Source organism: Pseudorhizobium banfieldiae, from assembly GCF_000967425.1.
Taxonomy (GTDB): Bacteria; Pseudomonadota; Alphaproteobacteria; order Rhizobiales; family Rhizobiaceae; genus Neorhizobium; species Neorhizobium banfieldiae.
In genome coordinates this window covers 3,983,131-4,004,993 of sequence record NZ_FO082820.1, presented here as the reverse complement: position 1 = coordinate 4,004,993, position 21,863 = coordinate 3,983,131, and the positions used below count along the sequence as shown (strand labels likewise).

Sequence of the window (21,863 nt, the reverse complement as noted above, 5' to 3'; positions counted from 1 at the left end):
CAATTGCGTGTTTTTTTACCGGCGTCGGCATGGCGGCGCGCCTTGCAGTCGAAAAATCACGTCCTTATATACGCCGCATGACGCAGCGAATGCTGCCGGAATACACAAGACCATCCCATTCGAGGAACTGTCAGCGGAATGCCTGACCGGGGTTCCGACGGTTCGCTTAAAGGAGAGAGAAAAATGGCAAAAGTAATTGGCATCGACCTCGGCACGACGAACTCCTGCGTCGCCATCATGGACGGCAAGGACGCAAAGGTCATCGAGAACGCTGAAGGCGCGCGCACCACGCCTTCCATGGTCGCCTTCACCGATGACGGGGAGCGCCTCGTCGGCCAGCCGGCAAAGCGCCAGGCCGTGACCAATCCCACCAATACCCTCTTCGCAGTCAAGCGCCTGATCGGCCGCCGCTACGAAGACCCGACGGTGGAGAAGGACAAGGGTCTCGTTCCCTTCGAAATCTCCAAGGGTGACAATGGCGATGCCTGGGTCAAGGCTCAGGGCAAGGGCTACTCGCCTGCGCAGATCTCCGCGATGATCCTCCAGAAGATGAAGGAAACGGCTGAATCCTACCTCGGCGAGAAGGTCGAGAAGGCGGTCATCACCGTTCCTGCCTACTTTAATGACGCGCAGCGCCAGGCAACCAAGGATGCCGGCAAGATCGCCGGCCTTGAAGTTCTCCGCATCATCAACGAGCCAACGGCTGCTGCACTCGCTTACGGCCTCGACAAGAAGGACGGCAAGACGATCGCCGTCTACGACCTTGGCGGTGGCACCTTCGATATCTCGGTCCTCGAGATCGGTGACGGCGTCTTCGAAGTGAAGTCGACGAATGGTGATACCTTCCTCGGCGGTGAAGATTTCGACATGCGTCTCGTCGAATATCTGGCCGGTGAGTTCAAGAAGGACCAGGGCATCGACCTGAAGAACGACAAGCTTGCCCTGCAGCGCCTCAAGGAAGCTGCGGAAAAGGCCAAGATCGAGCTGTCGTCCTCGCAGCAGACCGAAATCAACCTGCCGTTCATCACGGCGGATGCCTCCGGTCCGAAGCACCTGACGATGAAGCTGACCCGTGCCAAGTTCGAAAGCCTGGTCGACGACCTGATCCAGCGCACCGTTGCTCCGTGCAAGGCAGCGCTCAAGGATGCTGGCGTGACCGCCGGTGAAATCGACGAAGTCGTTCTGGTCGGCGGCATGAGCCGCATGCCGAAGGTGCAGGAGACCGTGAAGCAGCTGTTCGGCAAGGAGCCGCACAAGGGCGTCAACCCTGACGAAGTGGTGGCCATGGGCGCTGCGATCCAGGCCGGCGTTCTGCAGGGCGACGTCAAGGACGTGCTGCTGCTCGACGTAACCCCGCTGTCGCTCGGCATCGAAACGCTCGGTGGCGTCTTCACCCGCCTGATCGACCGCAACACGACGATCCCGACGAAGAAGAGCCAGACATTCTCGACCGCCGAGGACAACCAGTCGGCCGTGACCATTCGCGTCAGCCAGGGCGAGCGCGAAATGGCTGCCGACAACAAGCTGCTCGGCCAATTCGACCTCGTTGGCCTGCCGCCGGCACCGCGTGGAGTACCGCAGATCGAAGTCACCTTCGACATCGACGCGAACGGCATCGTACAGGTCTCGGCCAAGGACAAGGGCACCGGCAAGGAGCAGCAGATCCGCATCCAGGCTTCCGGCGGTCTGTCCGACGCCGATATCGAGAAGATGGTCAAGGACGCCGAGGCTCATGCCGAGGAAGACAAGAAGCGTCGTGCAGGCGTCGAGGCGAAGAACCAGGCCGAAAGCCTGATCCATTCGACCGAGAAGTCGCTGCAGGAATATGGCGAGAAGGTCTCCGAGACCGATCGCAAGTCCATTGAGGACGCGATCGCCTCGCTGAAGTCCGCCGTCGAGGCCTCCGAGCCGGATGCCGACGACATCCAGGCGAAGACCCAGACGCTGATGGAAGTGTCGATGAAACTCGGCCAGGCCATCTATGAGGCCCAGCAGGCGGAAGCTTCCGAAGGTTCCGAGGGCGGCAACAATGACGACGGTGTCGTCGATGCCGACTACGAGGAAATCAAGGACGACAAGAAGTCGGCTTGAGGCTCGTCTGTTGGCGACCCTCATGAAGATAGTCGACTAGAAACTCCGGCTGCCATCGTGCAGCCGGAATCCTTTCGGGAGCCGTTACCTCCATGGCAAAAGCTGATTTTTACGAAACCTTGGGTGTCGGCAGGTCCGCTGACGAGAAGGAGTTGAAGAGCGCCTTCCGCAAGCTCGCGATGAAGTATCATCCCGACAAGAATCCGGGCGATACCGAGGCCGAAAAGAAGTTCAAGGAGATCAACGAGGCCTACGAGACCTTGAAGGATCCCCAGAAGCGTGCCGCCTACGACCGGTTCGGACACGCCGCCTTCGAAGCCGGTGGCATGGGCCCTGGCGGCATGGGCGGTGGTTTCGGTGCGGCAGGCGCCGGCGGCTTCTCGGATATCTTCGAGGATATCTTTGGCGAGATGATGGGCGGTGGACGGGCACGACGCTCCTCCGGCGGTCGCGAGCGCGGCGCCGACCTCCGCTACAACATGGAAATCACGCTGGAAGAAGCCTTCAGCGGCAAGACCGCCCAGATCCGCGTCCCGACCTCCATCACCTGCGATGTCTGTTCGGGCTCGGGGGCGAAACCAGGGACGCAGCCGAAAACCTGCGGTACCTGTCACGGCTCCGGTCGAGTGCGCGCCAGCCAGGGCTTTTTTTCCGTCGAGCGGACCTGTCCGACCTGTCACGGGCGCGGCCAGACGATCACCGATCCGTGTACCAAGTGCCATGGTCAGGGGCGCGTATCGGAAGAGCGCTCGCTGTCGGTCAACATCCCGGCCGGCATCGAGGACGGCACCCGCATTCGCCTTCAGGGCGAGGGCGAAGCCGGCATGCGCGGTGGACCAGCCGGTGATCTCTACATCTTCCTGTCGGTGAAGCCGCACCAGTTCTTCCAGCGCGACGGCGCAGACCTGTTCTGCACGGTGCCGATTTCGATGACGACCGCCGCACTGGGCGGAACATTTGACGTTGCGACGCTGGACGGGACCAAGTCCCGGGTGACGGTGCCGGAAGGCACGCAGCCCGGCAAGCAGTTTCGCCTCAAGGGCAAGGGCATGCCAGTACTGCGTTCGTCACAGACGGGCGACCTGTATATCCAGATCCAGATCGAGACGCCTCAGAAGCTGACCAAGCGTCAGCGCGAACTGCTGCAGGAATTCGAGGACATCTCCTCGAAGGAAAACAATCCCGAGTCGACCGGCTTCTTCGCCCGGATGAAGGAGTTTTTCGAAGGCTGACGAGCAGGAGGGTCGTTTGCCCGTCCTTCGTCACCGTGTAGCCAATACCGCGAAGGCAGCGCTCGCCTGCCTCGCGGTAGAGCGGATCGATGGTCAATAGTGCGGCGGCTTGGTGATAGCCGGTGCATCAAGCGACGCTTCCTCCAGCGTCAGGAAACGCTCCGTAAGCCGCTCGAGCTTGGCGCGGGTCTGTTCAACCACTTTCCACTGTTCGGCCAGTTGATCGGAAAGCTCCTCGATTGTTTTCGCCTGGTGGGCAACGGTCTCTTCCAGCGTTACGATACGTTCGTCATCAGCGGCCAACGCGCGCACTCCCTCAAGGCCCTACGATTTAAAGCGAGCCTCAGAGCTCGCCCTTTCGCTTGTAGGGCATCAGCATGATCGCGGATGCGGTTACCGCACCCCCGAAGGTCAGCGCAAGGGGCGCGGCGATCATCACGAAAGACAGGATCGGTGTCTGCGATCGGGCGATGTGGGTGCCCAGGCCATAGAGGTTGAACCAGTAAAGGGCGAAGGCGATGCCTATTCCCAGCATGATGCCAAAGGCAGCATTGATGGCAAGGAACCTCAGCATATCGACGTGGTCCCGGCGAGCTTCGTCCGGCGTCATTTCATCTTTGCGTATGGGCATGGTTGCCTCCCGGCGACAGGACACACGATAGCAGGTTCCTTCATTTGTCGCGCGCGACAAACTGCCCAACCGCCCTTTGGTTCCAAGGCGTCGAACTTTGCTTGCCATCGCCACCCGGAAGCCTTAGCTCCTGCCTATCAGACACGGATGTCCATGGCCCAGAAAGCATTCCTTTCCCGTCTCAAGCTCACCGACTTCCGGAACTATGCGGAAGCAGGCCTTTCGCTGGACAGCCGTCATGTCGTGCTGACCGGAGACAATGGCGCCGGCAAGACGAACCTTCTGGAAGCGGTCTCCTTTCTCTCTCCAGGGCGCGGGCTCCGACGCGCCGTTCTCCCAGACGTGACACGCGTCGGGGCGAGTGGCGGCTTTTCCATCTTTGTCGACATGGAGGGCATGGAAGGTGAGGTCTCGCTGGGCACCGGCATTGATACCCTCGGTGAAACCGTCAGCCGCAAGCTGCGCATCAATGGCACCCCGGCACGGTCGACCGAGGAGCTCTCCGAGCACTTGAACGTGATATGGCTCACGCCATCGATGGACGGGCTCTTCACGGGTGCGGCGTCGGAACGACGACGTTTCCTCGACAGGCTGGTTCTGTCGATCGATCCTGCCCATGGCCGCCGCGCAAGCGACTTCGAACGGGCGATGCGCAGCCGCAACCGACTGCTTTCGGAGGGCCGCTACGACCCCGCCTGGGTTTCGGCTGTCGAAGCTCAGATGGCGGGTCTTGGCGTGGCCATGGCCGCAGCCCGTCTGGAAATGCTGGGCTTGCTGCGCCGCTTGGCCGCCGTGGAGGAGACGCCATTTCCCTCGCCGGCGCTGAACCTGGAAGGCTTCCTGGATGATGCGGCCGATCAGCCGGCAGCGGAGCTGGAAGAGCGCTATCTGGCGGCGCTGCAGGAAGGGCGTCATCGCGATGCCGCGGCTGGCCGTACGCTGGAGGGCCCCCACCGAAGCGACCTTCTCGTTCGCCACCGCGAGAAGGATATGGATGCCGGACGCTGCTCCACCGGCGAACAGAAGGCACTACTGATCGGGCTCATTCTCGCTCATGCCCGTCTGACTGCCAACATGACCGGCTTTGCGCCGGTCCTGCTGCTTGACGAGATTGCCGCCCATCTTGATGAAGGCCGGCGTGCAGCCCTGTTCGACCTGGTCGATGGATTGGGAGGTCAGGCTTTCATGACCGGCACGGACCGCGCGATGTTTTCGGCGCTTGCCGAGCGTGCGCAGTTCTTCAGCGTCGAGGGCGGCAGCATCCGCGGCTGATCCTCGCTTTTCCGCCTCCTCCTAGGCTGCTAGATTGCCCTCATGCAACTGACGCCTGAAGAGATCGAACGCTACCGACGCCACATCCTGCTCCCGGAGATCGGCGGCCATGGGCAACAGCGGCTGAAGAACGCTAGGGTGCTGGTCGTCGGCGCCGGAGGCCTGGGTGCTCCAATCCTCCTCTACCTGGCGGCGGCCGGCATCGGCACAATCGGCATCATCGACGATGATGTCGTCTCGCTTTCGAACCTGCAGCGGCAGGTCATCCACGATACGGGCACGATCGGCGAGCTGAAGACGGAGAGTGCGAGGGCGGCACTCGCGCAGTTGAATCCGACCATCCGGGTCCTCTCCTACGAAGAGCGCTTTTCCGAACGGTGGGCCGGCGAGCATCTGCCGCTCTTCGATCTCCTGGTGGACGGATCGGACAACTTCGATACCCGCTATGCATGTGCGGATGCGGCGCTTGCGGCGCAGGTTCCCCTTGTAACCGGTGCCGTGGGCCGCTTCGACGGATCGCTGACGGTCCTGAAGCCCTATGAGGTCGGCATGGATGGAATGCAGAACCCCAGCTATCGTGACCTGTTTCCCGAGAAACCGCCGCAGGGTCTGATACCTGCCTGCGCAGAAACCGGCATCATCGGGGCTCTGGCGGGCGTGATCGGAACGCTGATGGCGATGGAGACCATCAAGGTCATCACGGGTGTCGGTGAACCTTTGATCGGACGGCTTCTGCTGTATGACGCGCTCGCCGCCAGGTTCGACACCATCCGATACAACCGGCGCCCAGCCGAGAGCGCTGCAGAATGACCGAGGTTCGCCGCATTATCCCGGAAGAGTTCGACCATTGGAATGAGCTTCTTCACCTCATCCGGACAGCGTTCCTCTACATGGACGGCGTCATCGATCCGCCCTCGTCTGCACACCGTCTCAATCTGCAGTCTCTGAAGGAAAAGGCTGCGAGCGAAATCTGCTTCATCGCCATGCAGGGCAGCGAGATCTCGGGTTGCATCTTCTGTCGGCCCGAACCACCCGATGAACTCTACATCGGCAAGCTTGCGGTACGGCCGCAGATGCAAGGACAAGGCTTGGGGCGGCAGTTGCTTGAGGCCGCAGAAAGTGTCGCCTTCGCAAGCGGCCATAGCCGGCTTCGCCTGGAGACGCGTATCGAGCTTGCGGGCAACCACGCGACCTTCTCACGCTGGGGCTTCGTCAAATCAGCGGAGAGGTCTCACCCCGGCTATGATCGCGTCACGTTCATCGAGATGGTAAAGACGCTGGCCGCCCCGGTAGCGGAAGCCAGCCAGTTGCTGCGGGACTAGCTTCGGCCCGGCAGAACCCGGTTCGGCGGCCTGTGCCCGTCGAAGAAGGTGCGGATGTTGATGATGACCTTGTCACCCATGTCGATCCGGCCTTCGATCGTCGCTGATCCCATGTGGGGCAACAGAACGACGCGCCCCTCATTAGCCAGCTTCACGAGCCTGGGATTCACAGAAGGTTCATTCTCGTAGACGTCAAGTCCGGCGCCGGCGATCTTGCCGTCGCGCAGCAGCTGGATCATCGCCGCTTCGTCGATGATGTCGCCACGCGCGGTGTTGACGATGAGACTGGTGGGCTGCAGCAGCGCGAGGCGCCGTGCTGACAGAAGATGGAACGTGGCTGGTGTCGACGGGCAGTTGACGGAGACAATATCGACGCGCGCCAGCATCTGGTCGAGACTGTCCCAATAGGTCGCCTCGAGTTCCTCCTCCGTCGCAGGATGAACCCTCTTGCGGTTGTGGTAGTGGATCGACAGGCCAAAGGCTTTGGCACGCCTTGCGACGGCGGTGCCGATTCGGCCCATGCCGACAATGCCGATTCGCTTGCCCCAGATGCGACGACCAAGCATCCAGGTGGGAGACCAGCCGGCCCAATCGCCCGGATGGTCCGTCAGTATCCGCGCACCCTCGGGCAACCGGCGCGACACCGCGAGAATCAGCGCCATCGTCATGTCGGCCGTGTCTTCGGTGAGGACATTCGGGGTGTTTGTCACCGTAATGCCCTTGCGGGCGGCAGCCTCGATATCGATGTGATCCGTGCCGTTGGAAAAGCTGGCGATCAACCTGAGATCCGGCCCTGCCTCGTTGATCAGGGCCTCGTCGATCCTGTCCGTCACCGTCGGCACGAGCACGTCCGAGGATCTCATCGCCTCGACGAGCTGCTCGCGCGTGCGCGGCACATCGTCGACATTCAACTCCGCGTCGAAAAGCTCGCGCATCCGGGTCTCAACGGCATCCGGCAGCTTGCGTGTGATATAGACCTTGGGTTTCTTCTTCGCTGTCATAGGCGTTGTATTCAGAGGTCCTTAACCAAGTCGCGCGATAGTCTGAGCATAGAGGGCGTTTCTACCAGACCCGTCGGCGAAGACAAACAAAACCTCGCAGGAGCCGGATTGTCGATGTCGCCCAACTCGCTGGCGGCCGGCCCGCAGGCACCGCCCACTCTCGGAAGAACCCGCATGCGCAGCGTCATCCTTACCCTACTGCTGGCAGTCTCCATCGGAGCGATCCCGGCGCTCCATTCCACTCCTTCCCTTGCACAAGGCGCGAAGGGGCCAAGCGGCCTGCCCCTGCCCCGCTTTGTCAGCCTGAAGTCCAAGCGGGTGAATATCCGCATCGGTCCCAGCACCGACTATGCAGTCGCGTGGATGTATCTGAAATCGGGCACGCCGATGGAGATCATCCAGGAATACGACAACTGGCGGCGCGTCCGGGACGCCGATGGTACCGAAGGCTGGGTCAACCAGGCGCTCCTGTCGGGTGAACGAACGGCGGTGGCGGCTCCCTGGATGCGCGGCAAGGCAGAGGACGTCTTCGTCAATATGCGCCGCGAACCACAGTCCTCCGCAACCGTGACAGCAAAGCTCCAGCCCGGCGTCGTCATCTCGATCGACGAGTGCAATGGCGACTGGTGCCATGCGTCGGTCAATGGCGCCGAAGGCTGGGTCAGCCAGGCGGAAATATGGGGAGCATATCCCGGAGAGGCGTTCAGGTAGCCGCCTCGGGCTACAGCAGACCCTCGCCGACCGCGGCATCGCGCAGTGGAACCATGGGGCGCGGGCCGATCTGCTTGATGACGATCGCCGCCGAGAGGCATCCGAGCTTGCCGCAATCGGAAAGCGAGCGGCCTTGGGTATATCCATAGAGGAAGCCGGCAGCGAAGAGATCACCTGCGCCCGTGGTGTCGACCAAGTCATCGACCTTGTAGGCATCGATCTTCACGCGCTCCTCGCCGCGAAGGATGATGGCGCCTTCCTCACTGAGGGTGACGGCAGCAAGCTTGCAATCCGCGGCGATGCTCTTCAGGGCCAGTTCGAAGTCATCCGTCTCGTAGAGCGACAGCGCCTCCTGCCTGTTGGCGAAGACGATGTCGACGGTGCCCGAGCGCATCAGGTCCAGGAACTCGGAACGATAGCGATCGACGCAGAACGGGTCCGACAAAGTCATGGAGACTTCCCGCCCGTTCTCATGGGCGATCCGGGCGCACTCCAAGATCGCCTCCTTGGCCCGTGGCGGATCCCAGAGGTAGCCCTCGAAATAGGTGACGGCGGATTCGGCAACGACCGCAGGCTCCACGTCGCCGGGGCCGAATTCAACGCAGGCGCCGAGATAGGTATTCATCGACCGTTCGCCATCCGGGGTGACGAAGATCATCGAGCGCGCGGTGGGTGGATTGGTCCCCTGCGGCTTCGTCGCATAATGCACCCCCTGTGCGCGGATGTCATGCTGGAAGATGCTGCCAAGCTGATCCTCGGCTACCTTTCCGAAGTATGCAGCCCTGCCACCGATACCGGCAACGCCTGCCGCGGTATTGCCGGCCGATCCTCCAGATGCTTCGACCGCAGGGCCCATCCTGGAATAGAGGAGTTCTGCACGCTCGGCGTCGATCAGGTTCATCGCGCCCTTGATGATGTCATTCTCGGCTAGAAACTGGTCGTCACATCGGGCGATGATATCTACGATCGCGTTTCCTACCGTCAAAACATCAAACTGCGGCATGCTGCCAGACCTCTCTCGAACTCGTCATCGGCACCTTTTTGCATAGGCGAAGGAAAAACCCCAGAGCCCGGTGTCAATTCCTTGTCGGCCTCAGATGTTTTTCGGCATAAACGGGGCCAGCCTCTAGATTATATTCATTCCCTCGAAAGCCAGTGACTTGTCCGCAGTTCTCATAAACGTAGCCCCTGTCTTCCTGCTCATCCTTATCGGCTGGATTCTTGCCCGAACGAAAGTCCTGAACGAGGCAACGGGGGATGCCCTTGGAGAATTCGTCTTCAAGATCGCGGTGCCCATGCTGATCTTCAGCACCCTGGCTAACGCCCATTTCGACGGCGTCTCCCCCTTCCGCCTGTGGGCCGCCTATTTTGCAGGGGTGGCTGTCACCTGGACAGCCAGTCATCTGATCGCAAAGCATGTCTTCAAGCGAGACGACAAGATCGGCGTGATCGCTGGAATGTCGGCTGCCTTCGCGAACAATGTGTTCATTGGCCTGCCGCTCGTGGGACGCTCGGTCGGAGCCGAGGGGCTGCTCGCCCTTTCCATACTCCTTGCGATCCACCTGCCGCTGATGATGATCGTCGGCACCATCCTGATGGAACGGGCCACCGTGATCGTCGATGGGGGCAAGGGGCGCGGATCGAAGGTCATCCTCGCTCAGGTTGGTTGGAACCTCGTCCGCAACCCGCTGGTAATAGCACTCGGCGCCGGCCTCGCCTTCAGCCTCTCCGGGCTGACGCTAACCCCGGTTCTCTCGACCGTGGTGACGCAATTGTCGAGCGCGGCAGGACCGGCCGCGCTAATTTCGATCGGGATGACCCTCACACGTTATCCGGTACGCGGCAATATCGGGCTGACGGGCGCGATCGCTGCCCTGAAGCTGCTACTCCTGCCTGCTGCGGTATTCCTGATGGGCAAGGCGCTCGGCCTCAGCCCGGCATGGGCGGCGGCCCTCGTGCTGACCTCGTCGGTGCCGACCGGCATCAATGCGTGGCTGATCGCCCAACGGTTCCGGGCAGGACAAAACATCGCCGCCTCCACCATCAGCGTCACCACGGCGCTTGGGGTCGTTTCGGTCAGCTTCTGGGCATGGCTTCTCGCCTAGGCGAGCAATCACAGGGCGGAGATCGGCTTGCAACGAAAAAGCCCGGCTGAAGGCCGGGCTTCAAACTGATCTATGGTGAAAGAGAGTCAGTTGTTGGCCGGTGCAGGCTGCTGGCCTACCGGTGCTGGCTCTTCCGCGGCAGGAGCGGCCGGCGCTTCGGCTGCAGGTGCTGCACCTTCGGCTGCGGGCGCTTCGCCAGCAGGAGCGGCAGGAGCCTCGGCCGGAGCAGCGGCTTCACCTTCGCCAGCGGCAGGAGCGTCCGCCGCAGGAGCAGCTTCCTCCGCAGGAGCAGCACCTTCAGCAGCGGGAGCAGCGGCTTCACCCTCGGCGGGAGCGGCTTCAGCCTCCGGCAGCGGAGCCGGGTTGCCAGACAGCGACCGCAGGTAGGCAATGACGTTCGCCCGTTCGTCGTCCTTCTTCAGGCCGGCAAAGCCCATGGCCGTACCAGGAACGTGCTGCTTCGGCGCCAGCAGGAAGCCGTTGAGATGATCGTAGTCCCAGACGACAGAACCGCCCTCAGAAAAATCCTTCATCGCTGCCGAATAGCTGAAGCCTTCGTGCGAAGCGATCGGCCTATTTACAACGTCCCAAAGGCCGGGCCCGACCTTGTTGGCGCCGCCCTGATCGGCGGTGTGACAGCTCGCACACTTCTTGAACGAAGACTCTCCGGCTGCAGCGTCGGCGCTGGCCAGCAGGGTCGCGATAGGCACGGCAGCTTCTTCCTCGGCGCCGCCCTCCTCACCACCGGTTTCCGCGGCGACAATGGCAAAGCCTGCCTGTTCCGGAACTTCCGAGTGCCAGATTCCGTCGGACGCAATCGAAACCGTCATCATCACGAAAACGGTGGCAAGAAAGGCTCCTACCGCCATGTTCACGTACGAGTTCATGCAAACGCTCCCTTGCAACCGCCGGGGTACAGGCGGGCCATCTTGAAATCGCGCGGAACCTATGTCTTTTGCTTTGCGGTTGCAACACGATTATACGGCAGCGCGTGAGACTTTTTGACACTGATCAACGCGCTTTTGAAGGCCTTTCATGACCGATATCGCCAATGAGCGGACGCTGGTGCTCATCCCTGCGCGCATGGCCTCGACCCGGCTGCCCGGAAAGCCGCTGGCAGACATTGCTGGCCTGCCGATGATCGTCCAGGTCGCAACGCGTGCGCGGGAAGCCGATGTGGGCCGGATCATCGTCGCAGTAGACCATCAGGACACATATGATGCAGTCGAGGCGGCGGGCTTCGAGGTCCTCATGACCCGAGGCGACCACCAGTCGGGCTCCGATCGGATCTTCGAAGCCGTCCAGAAGGCGGACCCGGAGGGAAAAATCGACGTGGTCGTAAACGTGCAGGGAGACCTGCCGACCATCGAGCCAGAATCCGTGCGCGCTGCCCTCCGTCCCCTGGAGAACTCCAGCGTCGACATCGCCACACTAACGGTCGAAATCTCCGACGAACACGAGAAGACGAACCCCAACGTGGTCAAGGTCGTCGGTTCGCCGCTTTCGCCGACACGGCTACGGGCGCTCTACTTCACCCGTGCCACGGCACCGTACGGGCCGGGTCCGCTCTACCATCACATTGGGCTCTATGCGTACCGCCGAAAGGCGCTGGAGCGCTTTGTCTCGCTTGGACCGTCTGCACTTGAGAAGCGTGAGTCGCTCGAACAGTTGCGGGCCCTCGAAGCCGGCATGCGCATCGACGTTGAAATCGTTGACTCGGTTCCGCTCGGTGTCGATACTCCGGCCGATCTTGAAAAGGCTCGTGCAATTCTCTCCAGCCGCTCTTCCTGAGGCGCTTTCTCCATGACCCAGACCACCAACAGGATCGCCTTCCAGGGCGACTTCGGCGCCAATTCCGATATGGCATGCCGGGACATGTTCCCGTCCATGCAGCCGCTCCCCTGCCCGACCTTCGAGGACGCCTTCGTGGCGCTGGAGAGCGGAGAGGCGGATCTGGCAATGATCCCGATCGAGAATACGATCGCAGGGCGGGTTGCGGACATCCACTATCTCCTGCCGGAATCGCGGCTGCACATCATCGGCGAGTATTTCATGCCGATCCGCTTCCAGCTCATGGTGCTGCCAGGCGTGACGCGGGAAGAAGTACGAACGGTGCACAGCCATATCCACGCGCTCGGCCAGTGCCGCAAGATCATACGCTCCAACGGCTGGAAAGCAGTCGTCGCGGGCGACACGGCCGGTGCCGCCAAGCTAGTGGCCGAAAAGGGAGACCGGACCATGGCCGCCCTCGCCCCGCGGCTTGCCGCCGATCTCTATGGTCTCCATATCCTGGCCGAGAATGTCGAGGACACCGAGAACAACGTGACGCGTTTCGTCGTCCTCTCACGGGACGAGCACTGGGCGAAGCGGGAGGACGAGTCCGAGATCATCGTCACCACCTTCGTTTTCAACGTCCGCAACATCCCGGCCGCCCTCTACAAGGCCATGGGTGGATTTGCCACCAACGGCGTCAACATGACGAAGCTGGAGAGCTATCAGTTGGGCGGCAAGTTCGTCGCCACCCAGTTCTATGCGGACATCGAGGGACATCCCGACGACCCGGCGGTGCGGCGGGCACTCGAGGAGTTGCGGTTCTTCTCCGAGAAGGTCCGCATCCTCGGCGTCTACAAGGGTCATCCGATGCGCGGGGCGCTGCAGAAGCACTGACCTCCTAGTGCCAGTCGACCCAGTCGCGGATCAGCCGATGAGCGATCGCACCTGCCGGAGGCGCAAAGAAACCATCCCCCGGCTGACCCTCCAGGATGCGCCCAACGTCCTCTCGTGAAAACCACCGGCAGTCGGCGATCTCCTGCTGATCGATCTTGATCTCGGTCGATGTTGCTTCCGCATAGCAGCCGATCATCAGCGAATGCGGCATGGGCCAGGGCTGCGACGCGTGATAGCGGACGCGCCCGATGCGAATGCCCGACTCCTCGAAAGTCTCACGGCGGACAGCGTGTTCGATCGTTTCACCCGGCTCGACGAACCCGGCGAGACAGGAATACATCCCCTCCTGGAAATGGTGGCTGCGACCGAGAAGGCATTGGTCGCGCTGCTCGTCGATGATGAGCATGATCACGGCGGGATCAGTACGGGGAAAGGTCATGTGCCCGCAGGCACCGCAGACGCGCCGATACCCGCCGATCCGGCTCTCCGTCGCCGCCCCGCACTTGCCGCAGTAGCGGTTGGTCGCATTCCAGTTGATCAAGGCTGCCGCCTGGGCCGCCTGGCCGAGCAATTCTACATCCAGAAGCCCGTCCCGATAGAGCGCACGCGCCTCCGTCGGCTTGAAGTGAGCGGCAAGGTCGTCCGCTGCCACGCCGACGGGAACGGCGATCCGAGGCTCGCCATTCTCGCAATAGCCGAGCAGGACGGCATTGTCGAAATCGGGCTGGAACTCCATGAGTTCGTAGGCAGCAAACAACGGATCCAGAACCTGACCGTCATGCTTCAGGATCAGCCGGCTCCCGGTGAAGGCAAGCAGATGGGTGCCATCCACCTTCAGAGCCTCCTCCAGGCAGTTCTCCTCCCGGTACTCGGACCTGCGATCCAGCGTATTGCCGGAGAAGGCGGTGAGATTGCTGGCTTCCGGATGCGGTGCATTCGTGTCGAAAAGGGAACCGGTCATGTCAGAGGGCTTCAATCAGCGTCTGGAGGAGCCTGCTTTCCGCGCCGTTTTCGTACGGTTCGGGAGTGCCGTGGCCCCAGATGGGTCCAGGCCAGTTGGCATCACCCTCATTTCGCGCGACAATGTGAACATGCAACTGACCGATAACATTACCGAGGGTCCCGATATTGATCTTTCGGGCGCCGGTCGCCTTCTTCAAAGCTGCGGCCACCGCATTGGTCTCGAAGGTCAGAAGCGTCTGGTCGAGCGGTGTGAGTTCGAAGATCTCGCTGATGCCTTCGCGTTGCGGGACAAGCACAAGCCAGGGCCATCGACGGTCCTTCATCAGGCGAAGCTGGCACAGGCCGAGAACCGTCACCATCTCCGAATCGCGCTCCAGCCTCTCGTCCAGCGTGAATTGCCTCAAGTTGCGTTCCTCCGTCGACATTAAACCCTAGCAGTTTTTTACAGGCTTGGCTTGCATTTGCGAGTGTTATTGCCGATATGTGCGGCGGGAGGTTGGTGGTGGACGAGCCACTCGCCAACCGGGTCAGGTCCGGAAGGAAGCAGCCCTAACGAGCCCGGCACGGGTCGCCGTGCCAGCCTCCCACCCTCTACCATCTTGGTCAGCTTCCGGTCCGGTCAAGAGGCTGGAACGGCCCGCGAAGGCTGGCAGGCGCATGAACGACACCGGGCCCATCTCCAAATCATTTCCTCCTCCCGGTAGCGGCTACCGGGTGCTGGCGCGAAAGTATCGCCCGAAGGACTTCTCCGATCTTATGGTCGGCCAGGAGCCGATGGTTCGTACGCTCACCAACGCCTTCGAGACGGGCCGGATCGCCCAAGCCTACATGCTGACCGGTGTCCGCGGCGTCGGCAAGACGACGACGGCGCGCATTCTGGCGCGCGCACTGAATTATCGGACGCCCGAGATCGACCAGCCGACGATCGACCTTCGCAGTCCGGGAGAACATTGCCAGGCCATCATGGAAGGCCGGCATGTGGACGTCATCGAGATGGACGCCGCATCCCATACCGGCATCGACGACATCCGCGAGATCATCGAGCAGGTGCGCTACCGGCCGGTTTCGGCGCGCTACAAGGTCTACATCATCGACGAAGTCCATATGCTATCCACACAGGCCTTCAACGGTCTGCTGAAGACGCTGGAAGAACCGCCGGAGCATGTGAAGTTTATCTTCGCGACGACGGAAATCCGCAAGGTCCCGATCACGGTACTGTCTCGTTGCCAGCGCTTCGATCTGCGCCGCATCAGCGCTGCCGATCTCGTCGGCCTGTTCACCACCATCCTGGAGAAGGAAGGCATTGTCGCAGATGCAGAAGCCCTGTCGATGATCGCACGGGCAGCCGAAGGCTCTGCCCGCGACGGCCTTTCGCTGCTCGACCAGGCGATCGCGCATGGGGGCGGACGGGTCGAGGCCGAGACCGTCCGCGGGATGCTGGGCCTTGCCGACAGGGCGCGTATCGTCGATCTCTTCGAACATGTCATCCGTGGCGACGTGACGGCAGCACTTGGCGAGTTCGAGTCCCAGTATCAGGCCGGGGCCAATCCGGTCGTGGTGCTGACGGACCTCGCCGACTTCACGCATCTCGTCACACGCATCAAGTACATCCCGGAGGCGGCGCAGGATCCGTCGCTGAGCGAGGTCGAGCGGGTTCGCGGGCAAGAATTCGCGCATTCGGTTGCCGTCAGCACCCTGTCGCGTATCTGGCAGATGCTGCTAAAGGGCATCCCGGAGGCGGAGAACTCATCCAGACCCGCCGGCGCCACGGAAATGGTGCTGATCCGGCTGACCCATGCCGCCCATCTTCCCGCACCGGAGGACGCCGCGCGACGTTTGGGCGAACTCGGCAATGGCGAAGGCCACAGTCTGGCACCCTCCGGCAGTGGCGGCGGGAGCGTTCAGGCAAGCTTGCAACCGCCGCTCAACGCCCAGGCCTCGGCCATGTCGCCCGCCGCTCGCGCGCCGGCCGGCGGGCCCACCGCGATGCTGAAGGCCGTGCCTAGCTCTGAACCACGCGAACTGCCCGTGGGCCGAACCGAGGACCTGCCGGCGGAGAAGCCGGCTTCGACCGTCGCCGTCAACTCGTTGCAGGACATCGTCGACCTCTGCTCGAAGAACCGCGACCCGAGGCTGAAGGCCCTGGTGCGAAACTTCGTGCGGCTTGTGAAGCTAGAGCCCGGTCGGCTGGATATGCGCATGAGCGACGGCGGGCCAGCGACACTCCCCGGTGAACTCGGTGTAAAGCTTAAGGAATGGACCGGCATACACTGGATCGTCAGCCTGAGTAACGAGGCAGGCGAAGCAACGCTCGTGGAGGCGGACGCCAATGCCCGCGAGGCACGGCTCACCGATGCCCGGGCCGATCCGGATGTTGCGGCCATCCTCGCGCAGTTTCCCGGTGCCCGCATAACCGACGTACGCATCCGTGCCATCGAGGACGATCCCGTGAACGAAGACATCGCGGCACCGGCTGCCGCAGAATCCGCCGAGGGCGACATCCTGCCCGGCGACGACATCGAACTATAAGAGAAGGAAAATACGATGCGCGACATCATGGGTATGATGGGCAAGGTCAAGGAAATGCAGGCCAAGATGGAGAAGGTGCAGGCGGACATCGCGGCACTGGAAGTCCAGGGCACATCAGGCGGCGGCCTGGTGACGGTCCGGCTGAGCGGCAAGGGCGAGATGCTCGGCCTCAAGATCGATCCATCGCTCTTCAAGGAAGATGACGTCGAGATCCTGGAAGACCTGATCGTCGCTGCCCATCAGGACGCCAAGAAGAAGGCGGAGAGCACCGCGGCGGACATGACCAGGGAACTGACGGCCGGACTGCCGATCCCGCCGGGAATGAAGCTGCCTTTCTGAGGGCTCAGACCGTCGAATACCGTTTGCGCAAGCGCGCCGCGATCGGCAGCGCCAGAAGCCGGAACCGGTCCGGCGGGTTTATCCGCTCGCCGGCCTCGGGAAGAAGATCCGCGACTGGAACCCTGTCGCCTTCGTAAGGCTCGAACCGTACCGCCTCCCCGGGCTCCAGCACGCCTTCGCGCAGGACGCGGCAATAGATGCCGGGGCGACCGGCGGCCGAGTATCGCCTGACGAAGTCATGCTCGCCCATCCTCGCCGCGAATGTCGCGCAGGGAATTCGCGGCGCCGTGGCCTGCAAGACCACTTCTGCAAAGACAAATCGGTCGCCGATGCAGACGTCGCGTCCGTCCAACGCATCGATGCGAAGATTCTCCCCGAAGATCCCGGGCAGCAGCTCCCGAACGATGTGCCTGGACCACCACGCCATCGTCAGCTCGCCTTCCAGCAGAATTGCCTGGTCCGGCCCTCCGTGATGGTTGCGGTTGCAGACCGAATCACCGACGAGGCCCGCCTTGTCCACCATCGTCGGACTGTTGACGGCTATCTTGTTGATGCCGGTCTTGTAGCTCTTGCCCTGAAGGATTTCAGGCCGGCCCAGGCAGATGGCGGCAAGTTTCATCGGCCGGGGCCCTTGTTACGATTCCGTTCGGTCGAGATATCAGCTAAAAGCCGCCCATGGCAAAGCGTGTTACCGGTCCCGAAATCGAAAAGCTCATCCAGTTGCTGGCGAAGGTCCCCGGCCTGGGACCGCGTTCGGCGCGGCGGGCGGCGCTTCACCTGATCAAGAAAAAGGAACAATTGCTCGGCCCGCTGGGGCTTGCCATGGGAGAGGCGTACGACAAGGTTAAGGTCTGCTCGCGCTGCGGTAATGTCGATACCGTCGATCCCTGCACCGTCTGCACCGATACGCGCCGAGACCAGTCGATGATCATTGTCGTGGAAGACGTATCCGATCTCTGGGCATTGGAACGCGCTGGGGCGATGAACGCCGCCTACCACGTGCTCGGCGGAACCCTTTCGCCGCTGGACGGCATCGGTCCCGATGATCTCAACATCCGCCCGCTGATCGAAAGGGTGAGCGAAGGCGGTGTTCGGGAGATCATCCTTGCGGTCAACGCGACCGTCGAGGGACAGACGACAGCACACTATATAACCGATCAGCTCGCGGGCCTGGATGTCAAGATCACGCGGCTTGCCCATGGTGTTCCCGTAGGGGGTGAGCTCGACTATCTCGACGAGGGGACGCTGACCGCTGCCCTTCGCGCACGAACTGCGATCTGAGGAGGTTCCATGCGACGATACGCTTTCGCTGCCGCTCTATTCCTCTCCCTGCTCCCCGCTGCGGCGTACTCAGCCTCGCGTGCAGAGGTGGAGATACAATTCCAGCGATGGATCGCCGGCGATCTGTCGGCGGAAGCGAAGCAGAACGGCATCTCGGACAAGACAATTGCCGGCGCATTCAAAGGCGTATCGCTCAACTGGGACCTTCCCGACCTTGTGCCGCCCGGCAGCACGCCGCCCCCCAGCCAGGATCAGAGCCAGGCGGAATTCTCGTCCCCGGGCGCATATTTCTCGGAGAAGCGCCTGCAGGGTCTGGCCGCAACCGGACGCAGCTTGGCCGCTCAGCATCGCACGACCCTGGAGCGGATCGAAGCGACATACGGCGTTCCCGGCGAGGTCATCATAGCCATCTGGGGCCGCGAATCGGGCTTCGGACGCGCCAAGCTTCCCCATTCCGCGATCGAAGTTCTGGCGACGAAGGCCTTCATGTCGACCCGCAAAGAGATGTTCAGGTCGGAACTGATTGCAGCACTGCACATGATCGAGGGCGGCGACATAACCGCGTCGAAGATGATGGGCTCATGGGCCGGAGCGCTCGGCCAACCGCAGTTTCTGCCATCGAGCTATCTGAAATATGCGGTGGATTTCGACCGCGACGGACATCGCGATATCTGGAACTCCGTGCCTGACAGCCTGGCGTCGATCGCCAACTACCTGGCGCGGGAGGGATGGCAGAAGGGACGCGACTGGGGGTTCGAGATCACGATCCCCGACAGCGTCAGCTGTGCTCAGGAAGGACCGGACCTGGCGCGGCCGATTTCCTCCTGGGAAAATACGGGGATCTCGCGCGTCTCCGGGCGCGGCTTCCCCGAACCTGAACTGCGGGCCGATGGCATGATGCTCGTCCCGGCGGGCCGGCACGGGCCACAGTTCATCGTCACGCCCAACTTCTACGTGCTCAAGCAGTACAACAACTCCGACCTCTACGCCCTCTTCATCGGCAACCTCGCGGACCGGATCGCCTATGGCTCAAGAGCTTTCCAGGCGCCGTGGGGAGATGTCGGTCGAATGAAGCGGTCGGACGTGCTCGCGATGCAGAAGGCCCTCGTGGCACAGGGCTACGACGTCGGCAAGGTCGACGGGCTGGCAGGCTACAAGACGCGGCGTTCCATCGGTGACTGGCAGGCGAAGAACGGACTCGCTGCCACCTGCTTTCCGAGCGCTTCGCTGAAAGACCGGCTGAAATAGCCCTCCTCAGTGCGTATCGATATGCGGCTGATGGAACACATCGTCCCTTGTTGACGGGATCGTCTGCCGCTCGATCATCCGGTGAACCCGAACCTTTCCGCCACGATGGAGGGCCAGTATCCGGTCCGTCGTCTCTGCGTCGGCCTGCGTGCGACGCTGGTTGTGCCGGACGTATTCCACCCAAGTGGGCACGTGGTAGGTCTCGGTCCAGATTTCCGGATACTGCAGATCACGCATCAGCGCCCAGTTGCGCGCCCCGTCGCGAATGCGGATACGCCGCCGCTCGGCCATCAGCGAGAGAAATTCGGGCAGATCCTCATCGGCGATGTCGTAATCGACCTGGATGACGATCGGCCCGCTCCGGGGCTGGATCTCCAGGCCGAGCGAGGGCTCTACGAAGCGGTTGAGCGGATCGAGGTTCAGTGACCGGAAATCGGGCATGGGCAGCCGCAATCCGAGCGCCGCCCCGGCCAGCATCAGCAGGCTGGACATGACCAGGGCGTTGGTGGGGTCGAATTCCTCTGCCCAGTAACCCCAGAGCCAGCTGCCGCCAGCAATGCCTCCAAACGTTGCGGTCTGGTAAAGGGAAAGAGCACGTCCGACCACCCAGCGGGGTGTCGAAAGCTGCACCACTGTGTTGAGGAGCGACAGGGTGACGACCCAGCAGATTCCGGCGAGAACCAGAGCCAGGAAGGTGATCAAGCTCGATGTACTGAGCCCGATCGTCGCTGCGCTCAGGGCAAACCCCGTGAAGCTCGTTCGGACAATCTGCTCGCTTCGCAGCTGCTGGCGAATGCCTGCGTTCAGGAATGCTCCTGCGATCCCCCCAACGCCGAACGCACCGAACATGATCCCGTAGGTCAATGGCCCGCCCTCCAGGAGATCACGGGCGACGATGGGGAGCAGCGCCAGCACCGAACCGGCAGACAGGCCAAAGACAAAGCCGCGAACCATCACCTTTTCGAGGTTCGGCGACATGGCGACGTAGCGGAAGCCGGCCGAGATGGCACTGCCGAGGGTCTCGCGAGGGAGCGGGTTCTTCGGATAATCCGGCTTCCAGCGCAGCAGCGCATAGATCAGTGCGAAATAGCTGACTGCATTGATGGCAAACGCAGTGGCCGCACCGGCCGCGGCGACGATGACGCCGCCGAGTGCCGGGCCGACGCTGCGCATGATGTTGAAGCCTGCGCTGTTGAGGGAAACCGCCTCGGGCAGGTCCGGGCGCGGGACCATGTCGCCCACCGACGCCTGCCAGGATGGATTGTGAAGGGCTGTCCCGGAGCCGATGACGAAGGTGAACATCAGCAGCAGCCCAGGCGTCAGGAGGTCGGAGGACGCGAAGACCGCCAGCAGCAGAGAGGCGACGAGCATGAGGAACTGCGCAGCCAACATGACCCTGCGCCGATCGAAGCTGTCCGCCAGGGCGCCCGACACTACCGAGAAAAGCATGATCGGCAGGGCCGTCGACGCCTGGACCAGAGCGATGAGGTTTTCGGACGTGGTAAGAGCTGTCATCATCCAGGCCGCACCGACCGCCTGGATCAGGCCACCCAGATTGGAGGCGAGACTGGCAAACCACATGGTGCGATAGGTCTGGTGGCGCAGCGGCGCGAACGGCGATCGGGTGTCTGTCACGCGGGATTCCAACTCGGCTGCAGATGAGGCTCGAAGTATAGGGCGGCTTCAGGCAGAAGCCAGTCCGGAGGAGACTGGGTCGCCGCCCTTGCAAAAGCCGGCTAGAGCACGTATATGCAGGCTATATTCTTGATCGTTTGATGAAGAGTGGGGCCTGACCGGGACCCGCTCTTTTTTGTTAGGCGATCGACACGGGCCGAGGCTCATCTGGCAACGACGACCGGAAGTTTCCATGTCGCATACCGAACACGAACCACGCATCATCATCGAAACCGGGCTTGACCTCAGGGTTGCCGAGATCATCGAGCCGGTGATTGCCTCAATGGATTACCGCCTGGTGCGCGTCCGGCTGATGAACCAGAACGGGCTGACGCTGCAGGTCATGGCCGAGAGGAATGACGGCACGATGACCGTCGAGGACTGCGAAACGATCTCGACCGCGATTTCGCCTGTCCTTGATGTGGAAGATCCGATAGATAAGGCATATCATCTCGAGGTGTCGTCGCCCGGTATCGACCGGCCGATGGTCCGCAAGTCGGATTTCTCGCGCTGGCAGGGCCATGTCGTCAAATGCGAGACGTCGATCATGATCGACAACCGCAAGCGGTTCCGCGGCAAGATTGTCGAGACGAATGACGAAGGCTTCACGATCGAGCGCGACCAGGTGGCCTATGGCGAGGCGCCGAGTGTCACCATTCCCTTTACGGCGCTCTCGGAAGCCAAGCTGATCCTGACGGATGACCTGATCCGGGATGCGCTGCGCGCCGACAAGCTGGCCAAGGCCCAGGCGGCCAACCAGAACGGCGAAGACGACGAGTAACAACCGGCCCATCGGC

Annotated in this window: 23 protein-coding genes and 1 other RNA gene; 15 read left to right on the top strand and 9 right to left on the bottom strand. The window is 62.2% G+C overall.

Features of this window, described 5'->3' with window-relative positions; all coding sequences use genetic code 11:
* Positions 1 to 183: 183 nt before the first annotated feature.
* Both dnaK and dnaJ read left to right on the top strand, forming a co-directional pair.
* Positions 184 to 2,091, top strand: a complete 1,908-nt coding sequence (dnaK, locus tag NT26_RS19305; protein WP_052641174.1) for a molecular chaperone DnaK — start codon at positions 184 to 186, stop codon at positions 2,089 to 2,091.
* Between the two features lie 92 nt (positions 2,092 to 2,183).
* Positions 2,184 to 3,323 carry a molecular chaperone DnaJ gene (gene dnaJ, locus NT26_RS19300; protein ID WP_052641172.1) on the top strand — a complete coding sequence of 380 codons (1,140 nt, stop codon included), beginning with the start codon at positions 2,184 to 2,186 and terminating at the stop codon, positions 3,321 to 3,323.
* Positions 3,324 to 3,416: 93 nt separating this feature from the next.
* Here dnaJ and NT26_RS19295 read toward each other — a convergent pair whose 3' ends face one another.
* Together NT26_RS19295 and NT26_RS19290 are read right to left on the bottom strand one after the other, a co-directional pair.
* Positions 3,417 to 3,626 carry a SlyX family protein gene (locus NT26_RS19295; protein WP_052641170.1) on the bottom strand — a complete coding sequence of 70 codons (210 nt, stop codon included), beginning with the start codon at positions 3,624 to 3,626 and terminating at the stop codon, positions 3,417 to 3,419.
* Positions 3,627 to 3,666: 40 nt separating this feature from the next.
* On the bottom strand, positions 3,667 to 3,954 hold the full coding sequence (locus NT26_RS19290; RefSeq protein ID WP_052641168.1) for a hypothetical protein: 288 nt from the start codon (positions 3,952 to 3,954) through the stop codon (positions 3,667 to 3,669).
* Positions 3,955 to 4,107: 153 nt separating this feature from the next.
* Here NT26_RS19290 and recF point away from each other — a divergent pair, with 153 nt between their 5' ends.
* From recF to NT26_RS19275, 3 genes are read left to right on the top strand one after another with little or no spacing between them, the layout of a single operon-like run.
* Positions 4,108 to 5,226, top strand: coding sequence for a DNA replication/repair protein RecF (recF, locus tag NT26_RS19285; protein WP_052642400.1), 1,119 nt, complete (start codon positions 4,108 to 4,110; stop codon positions 5,224 to 5,226).
* A 42-nt stretch (positions 5,227 to 5,268) separates the two neighbouring features.
* Positions 5,269 to 6,036 (top strand): molybdopterin-synthase adenylyltransferase MoeB, encoded by a 768-nt coding sequence (locus NT26_RS19280; protein WP_052641166.1) that lies wholly within the window; start codon positions 5,269 to 5,271, stop codon positions 6,034 to 6,036.
* On the top strand, positions 6,033 to 6,548 hold the full coding sequence (locus NT26_RS19275) for a GNAT family N-acetyltransferase (RefSeq protein WP_052641164.1): 516 nt from the start codon (positions 6,033 to 6,035) through the stop codon (positions 6,546 to 6,548). The genes NT26_RS19280 and NT26_RS19275 overlap by 4 nt, the downstream gene beginning before the upstream one ends.
* Here NT26_RS19275 and NT26_RS19270 read toward each other — a convergent pair.
* The gene (locus NT26_RS19270; protein WP_052641162.1) at positions 6,545 to 7,549 is read right to left on the bottom strand and encodes a 2-hydroxyacid dehydrogenase; all 1,005 of its coding nucleotides are present in this window, start codon (positions 7,547 to 7,549) and stop codon (positions 6,545 to 6,547) included. The genes NT26_RS19275 and NT26_RS19270 overlap by 4 nt on opposite strands.
* 174 nt (positions 7,550 to 7,723) lie before the next feature.
* On the opposite strand from NT26_RS19270, the gene NT26_RS19265 reads away from it, so the two are divergent.
* A complete protein-coding gene (locus NT26_RS19265; RefSeq protein WP_052642398.1) occupies positions 7,724 to 8,260 on the top strand; it encodes an SH3 domain-containing protein in 537 nt (178 codons plus the stop codon).
* A gap of 10 nt (positions 8,261 to 8,270) precedes the next feature.
* Here NT26_RS19265 and NT26_RS19260 read toward each other — a convergent pair whose 3' ends face one another.
* The gene (locus NT26_RS19260) at positions 8,271 to 9,263 is read right to left on the bottom strand and encodes an adenosine kinase (RefSeq protein ID WP_052641161.1); all 993 of its coding nucleotides are present in this window, start codon (positions 9,261 to 9,263) and stop codon (positions 8,271 to 8,273) included.
* A 157-nt stretch (positions 9,264 to 9,420) separates the two neighbouring features.
* On the opposite strand from NT26_RS19260, the gene NT26_RS19255 reads away from it, so the two are divergent.
* The gene (locus NT26_RS19255) at positions 9,421 to 10,365 is read left to right on the top strand and encodes an AEC family transporter (RefSeq protein WP_052641159.1); all 945 of its coding nucleotides are present in this window, start codon (positions 9,421 to 9,423) and stop codon (positions 10,363 to 10,365) included.
* An 86-nt stretch (positions 10,366 to 10,451) separates the two neighbouring features.
* Here the strand turns inward: NT26_RS19255 and NT26_RS19250 are convergent, their stop codons facing one another.
* Complete coding sequence (locus NT26_RS19250; protein ID WP_052641157.1) at positions 10,452 to 11,252, bottom strand: c-type cytochrome; 801 nt, start codon at positions 11,250 to 11,252, stop codon at positions 10,452 to 10,454.
* Between the two features lie 148 nt (positions 11,253 to 11,400).
* Here NT26_RS19250 and NT26_RS19245 point away from each other — a divergent pair, with 148 nt between their 5' ends.
* Together NT26_RS19245 and NT26_RS19240 are read left to right on the top strand one after the other, a co-directional pair.
* Positions 11,401 to 12,156, top strand: a complete 756-nt coding sequence (locus NT26_RS19245) for a 3-deoxy-manno-octulosonate cytidylyltransferase (RefSeq protein ID WP_052641155.1) — start codon at positions 11,401 to 11,403, stop codon at positions 12,154 to 12,156.
* A gap of 12 nt (positions 12,157 to 12,168) precedes the next feature.
* Positions 12,169 to 13,032 carry a prephenate dehydratase gene (locus NT26_RS19240; protein ID WP_052641153.1) on the top strand — a complete coding sequence of 288 codons (864 nt, stop codon included), beginning with the start codon at positions 12,169 to 12,171 and terminating at the stop codon, positions 13,030 to 13,032.
* A 4-nt stretch (positions 13,033 to 13,036) separates the two neighbouring features.
* Here the strand turns inward: NT26_RS19240 and nudC are convergent, their stop codons facing one another.
* Together nudC and NT26_RS19230 are read right to left on the bottom strand one after the other, a co-directional pair.
* Positions 13,037 to 13,993 (bottom strand): NAD(+) diphosphatase, encoded by a 957-nt coding sequence (gene nudC, locus NT26_RS19235; protein ID WP_052641151.1) that lies wholly within the window; start codon positions 13,991 to 13,993, stop codon positions 13,037 to 13,039.
* A 1-nt stretch (position 13,994) separates the two neighbouring features.
* A complete protein-coding gene (locus tag NT26_RS19230) occupies positions 13,995 to 14,420 on the bottom strand; it encodes an HIT family protein (protein ID WP_052641149.1) in 426 nt (141 codons plus the stop codon).
* Between the two features lie 66 nt (positions 14,421 to 14,486).
* On the opposite strand from NT26_RS19230, the gene ffs reads away from it, so the two are divergent.
* The 3 genes from ffs to NT26_RS19220 all read left to right on the top strand — a co-directional run bounded on the left by ffs (position 14,487) and on the right by NT26_RS19220 (position 16,863).
* Positions 14,487 to 14,583, top strand: an RNA gene (gene ffs / locus NT26_RS22215) — signal recognition particle sRNA small type.
* Between the two features lie 69 nt (positions 14,584 to 14,652).
* Entirely contained in the window at positions 14,653 to 16,524 is a 1,872-nt protein-coding gene (locus NT26_RS19225; RefSeq protein ID WP_052641147.1) for a DNA polymerase III subunit gamma/tau, read from the top strand.
* 15 nt (positions 16,525 to 16,539) lie between these two features.
* Positions 16,540 to 16,863, top strand: coding sequence for a YbaB/EbfC family nucleoid-associated protein (locus tag NT26_RS19220; protein ID WP_052641145.1), 324 nt, complete (start codon positions 16,540 to 16,542; stop codon positions 16,861 to 16,863).
* A gap of 4 nt (positions 16,864 to 16,867) precedes the next feature.
* Here the strand turns inward: NT26_RS19220 and NT26_RS19215 are convergent, their stop codons facing one another.
* Positions 16,868 to 17,482: an MOSC domain-containing protein gene (locus NT26_RS19215; protein WP_052641143.1), complete on the bottom strand. Its 615-nt coding sequence runs from the start codon at positions 17,480 to 17,482 to the stop codon at positions 16,868 to 16,870.
* 56 nt (positions 17,483 to 17,538) lie between these two features.
* Here NT26_RS19215 and recR point away from each other — a divergent pair, with 56 nt between their 5' ends.
* Positions 17,539 to 18,144 (top strand): recombination mediator RecR, encoded by a 606-nt coding sequence (recR, locus tag NT26_RS19210; protein WP_052641141.1) that lies wholly within the window; start codon positions 17,539 to 17,541, stop codon positions 18,142 to 18,144.
* 9 nt (positions 18,145 to 18,153) lie between these two features.
* A complete protein-coding gene (locus NT26_RS19205; RefSeq protein WP_052641139.1) occupies positions 18,154 to 19,392 on the top strand; it encodes a lytic murein transglycosylase in 1,239 nt (412 codons plus the stop codon).
* A 6-nt stretch (positions 19,393 to 19,398) separates the two neighbouring features.
* On the opposite strand, the gene NT26_RS19200 is transcribed toward NT26_RS19205, so the two are convergent.
* Positions 19,399 to 21,027: an MFS transporter gene (locus NT26_RS19200; protein WP_082077775.1), complete on the bottom strand. Its 1,629-nt coding sequence runs from the start codon at positions 21,025 to 21,027 to the stop codon at positions 19,399 to 19,401.
* Positions 21,028 to 21,259: 232 nt separating this feature from the next.
* On the opposite strand from NT26_RS19200, the gene rimP reads away from it, so the two are divergent.
* Positions 21,260 to 21,847 (top strand): ribosome maturation factor RimP, encoded by a 588-nt coding sequence (rimP, locus tag NT26_RS19195; protein WP_052641137.1) that lies wholly within the window; start codon positions 21,260 to 21,262, stop codon positions 21,845 to 21,847.
* Positions 21,848 to 21,863 lie beyond the last annotated feature (16 nt).

What these genes read in the sequence shown, in the direction of transcription:
- NT26_RS19245 (WP_052641155.1), top strand. Translation starts at nt 11,401, where the DNA reads ATGACCGATATCGCCAATGAGCGGACGCTGGTGCTCATCCCTGCGCGC.
- NT26_RS19270 (WP_052641162.1), bottom strand. Translation starts at nt 7,549, where the DNA reads ATGACAGCGAAGAAGAAACCCAAGGTCTATATCACACGCAAGCTGCCG.
- NT26_RS19290 (WP_052641168.1), bottom strand. Translation starts at nt 3,954, where the DNA reads ATGCCCATACGCAAAGATGAAATGACGCCGGACGAAGCTCGCCGGGAC.
- dnaJ (WP_052641172.1), top strand. Translation starts at nt 2,184, where the DNA reads ATGGCAAAAGCTGATTTTTACGAAACCTTGGGTGTCGGCAGGTCCGCT.
- NT26_RS19265 (WP_052642398.1), top strand. Translation starts at nt 7,724, where the DNA reads ATGCGCAGCGTCATCCTTACCCTACTGCTGGCAGTCTCCATCGGAGCG.
- dnaK (WP_052641174.1), top strand. Translation starts at nt 184, where the DNA reads ATGGCAAAAGTAATTGGCATCGACCTCGGCACGACGAACTCCTGCGTC.
- NT26_RS19275 (WP_052641164.1), top strand. Translation starts at nt 6,033, where the DNA reads ATGACCGAGGTTCGCCGCATTATCCCGGAAGAGTTCGACCATTGGAAT.
- NT26_RS19220 (WP_052641145.1), top strand. Translation starts at nt 16,540, where the DNA reads ATGCGCGACATCATGGGTATGATGGGCAAGGTCAAGGAAATGCAGGCC.
- recF (WP_052642400.1), top strand. Translation starts at nt 4,108, where the DNA reads ATGGCCCAGAAAGCATTCCTTTCCCGTCTCAAGCTCACCGACTTCCGG.
- NT26_RS19225 (WP_052641147.1), top strand. Translation starts at nt 14,653, where the DNA reads ATGAACGACACCGGGCCCATCTCCAAATCATTTCCTCCTCCCGGTAGC.
- rimP (WP_052641137.1), top strand. Translation starts at nt 21,260, where the DNA reads ATGTCGCATACCGAACACGAACCACGCATCATCATCGAAACCGGGCTT.
- recR (WP_052641141.1), top strand. Translation starts at nt 17,539, where the DNA reads ATGGCAAAGCGTGTTACCGGTCCCGAAATCGAAAAGCTCATCCAGTTG.
- NT26_RS19280 (WP_052641166.1), top strand. Translation starts at nt 5,269, where the DNA reads ATGCAACTGACGCCTGAAGAGATCGAACGCTACCGACGCCACATCCTG.
- NT26_RS19250 (WP_052641157.1), bottom strand. Translation starts at nt 11,252, where the DNA reads ATGAACTCGTACGTGAACATGGCGGTAGGAGCCTTTCTTGCCACCGTT.
- NT26_RS19215 (WP_052641143.1), bottom strand. Translation starts at nt 17,482, where the DNA reads ATGAAACTTGCCGCCATCTGCCTGGGCCGGCCTGAAATCCTTCAGGGC.
- NT26_RS19240 (WP_052641153.1), top strand. Translation starts at nt 12,169, where the DNA reads ATGACCCAGACCACCAACAGGATCGCCTTCCAGGGCGACTTCGGCGCC.
- nudC (WP_052641151.1), bottom strand. Translation starts at nt 13,993, where the DNA reads ATGACCGGTTCCCTTTTCGACACGAATGCACCGCATCCGGAAGCCAGC.
- NT26_RS19230 (WP_052641149.1), bottom strand. Translation starts at nt 14,420, where the DNA reads ATGTCGACGGAGGAACGCAACTTGAGGCAATTCACGCTGGACGAGAGG.
- NT26_RS19260 (WP_052641161.1), bottom strand. Translation starts at nt 9,263, where the DNA reads ATGCCGCAGTTTGATGTTTTGACGGTAGGAAACGCGATCGTAGATATC.
- NT26_RS19205 (WP_052641139.1), top strand. Translation starts at nt 18,154, where the DNA reads ATGCGACGATACGCTTTCGCTGCCGCTCTATTCCTCTCCCTGCTCCCC.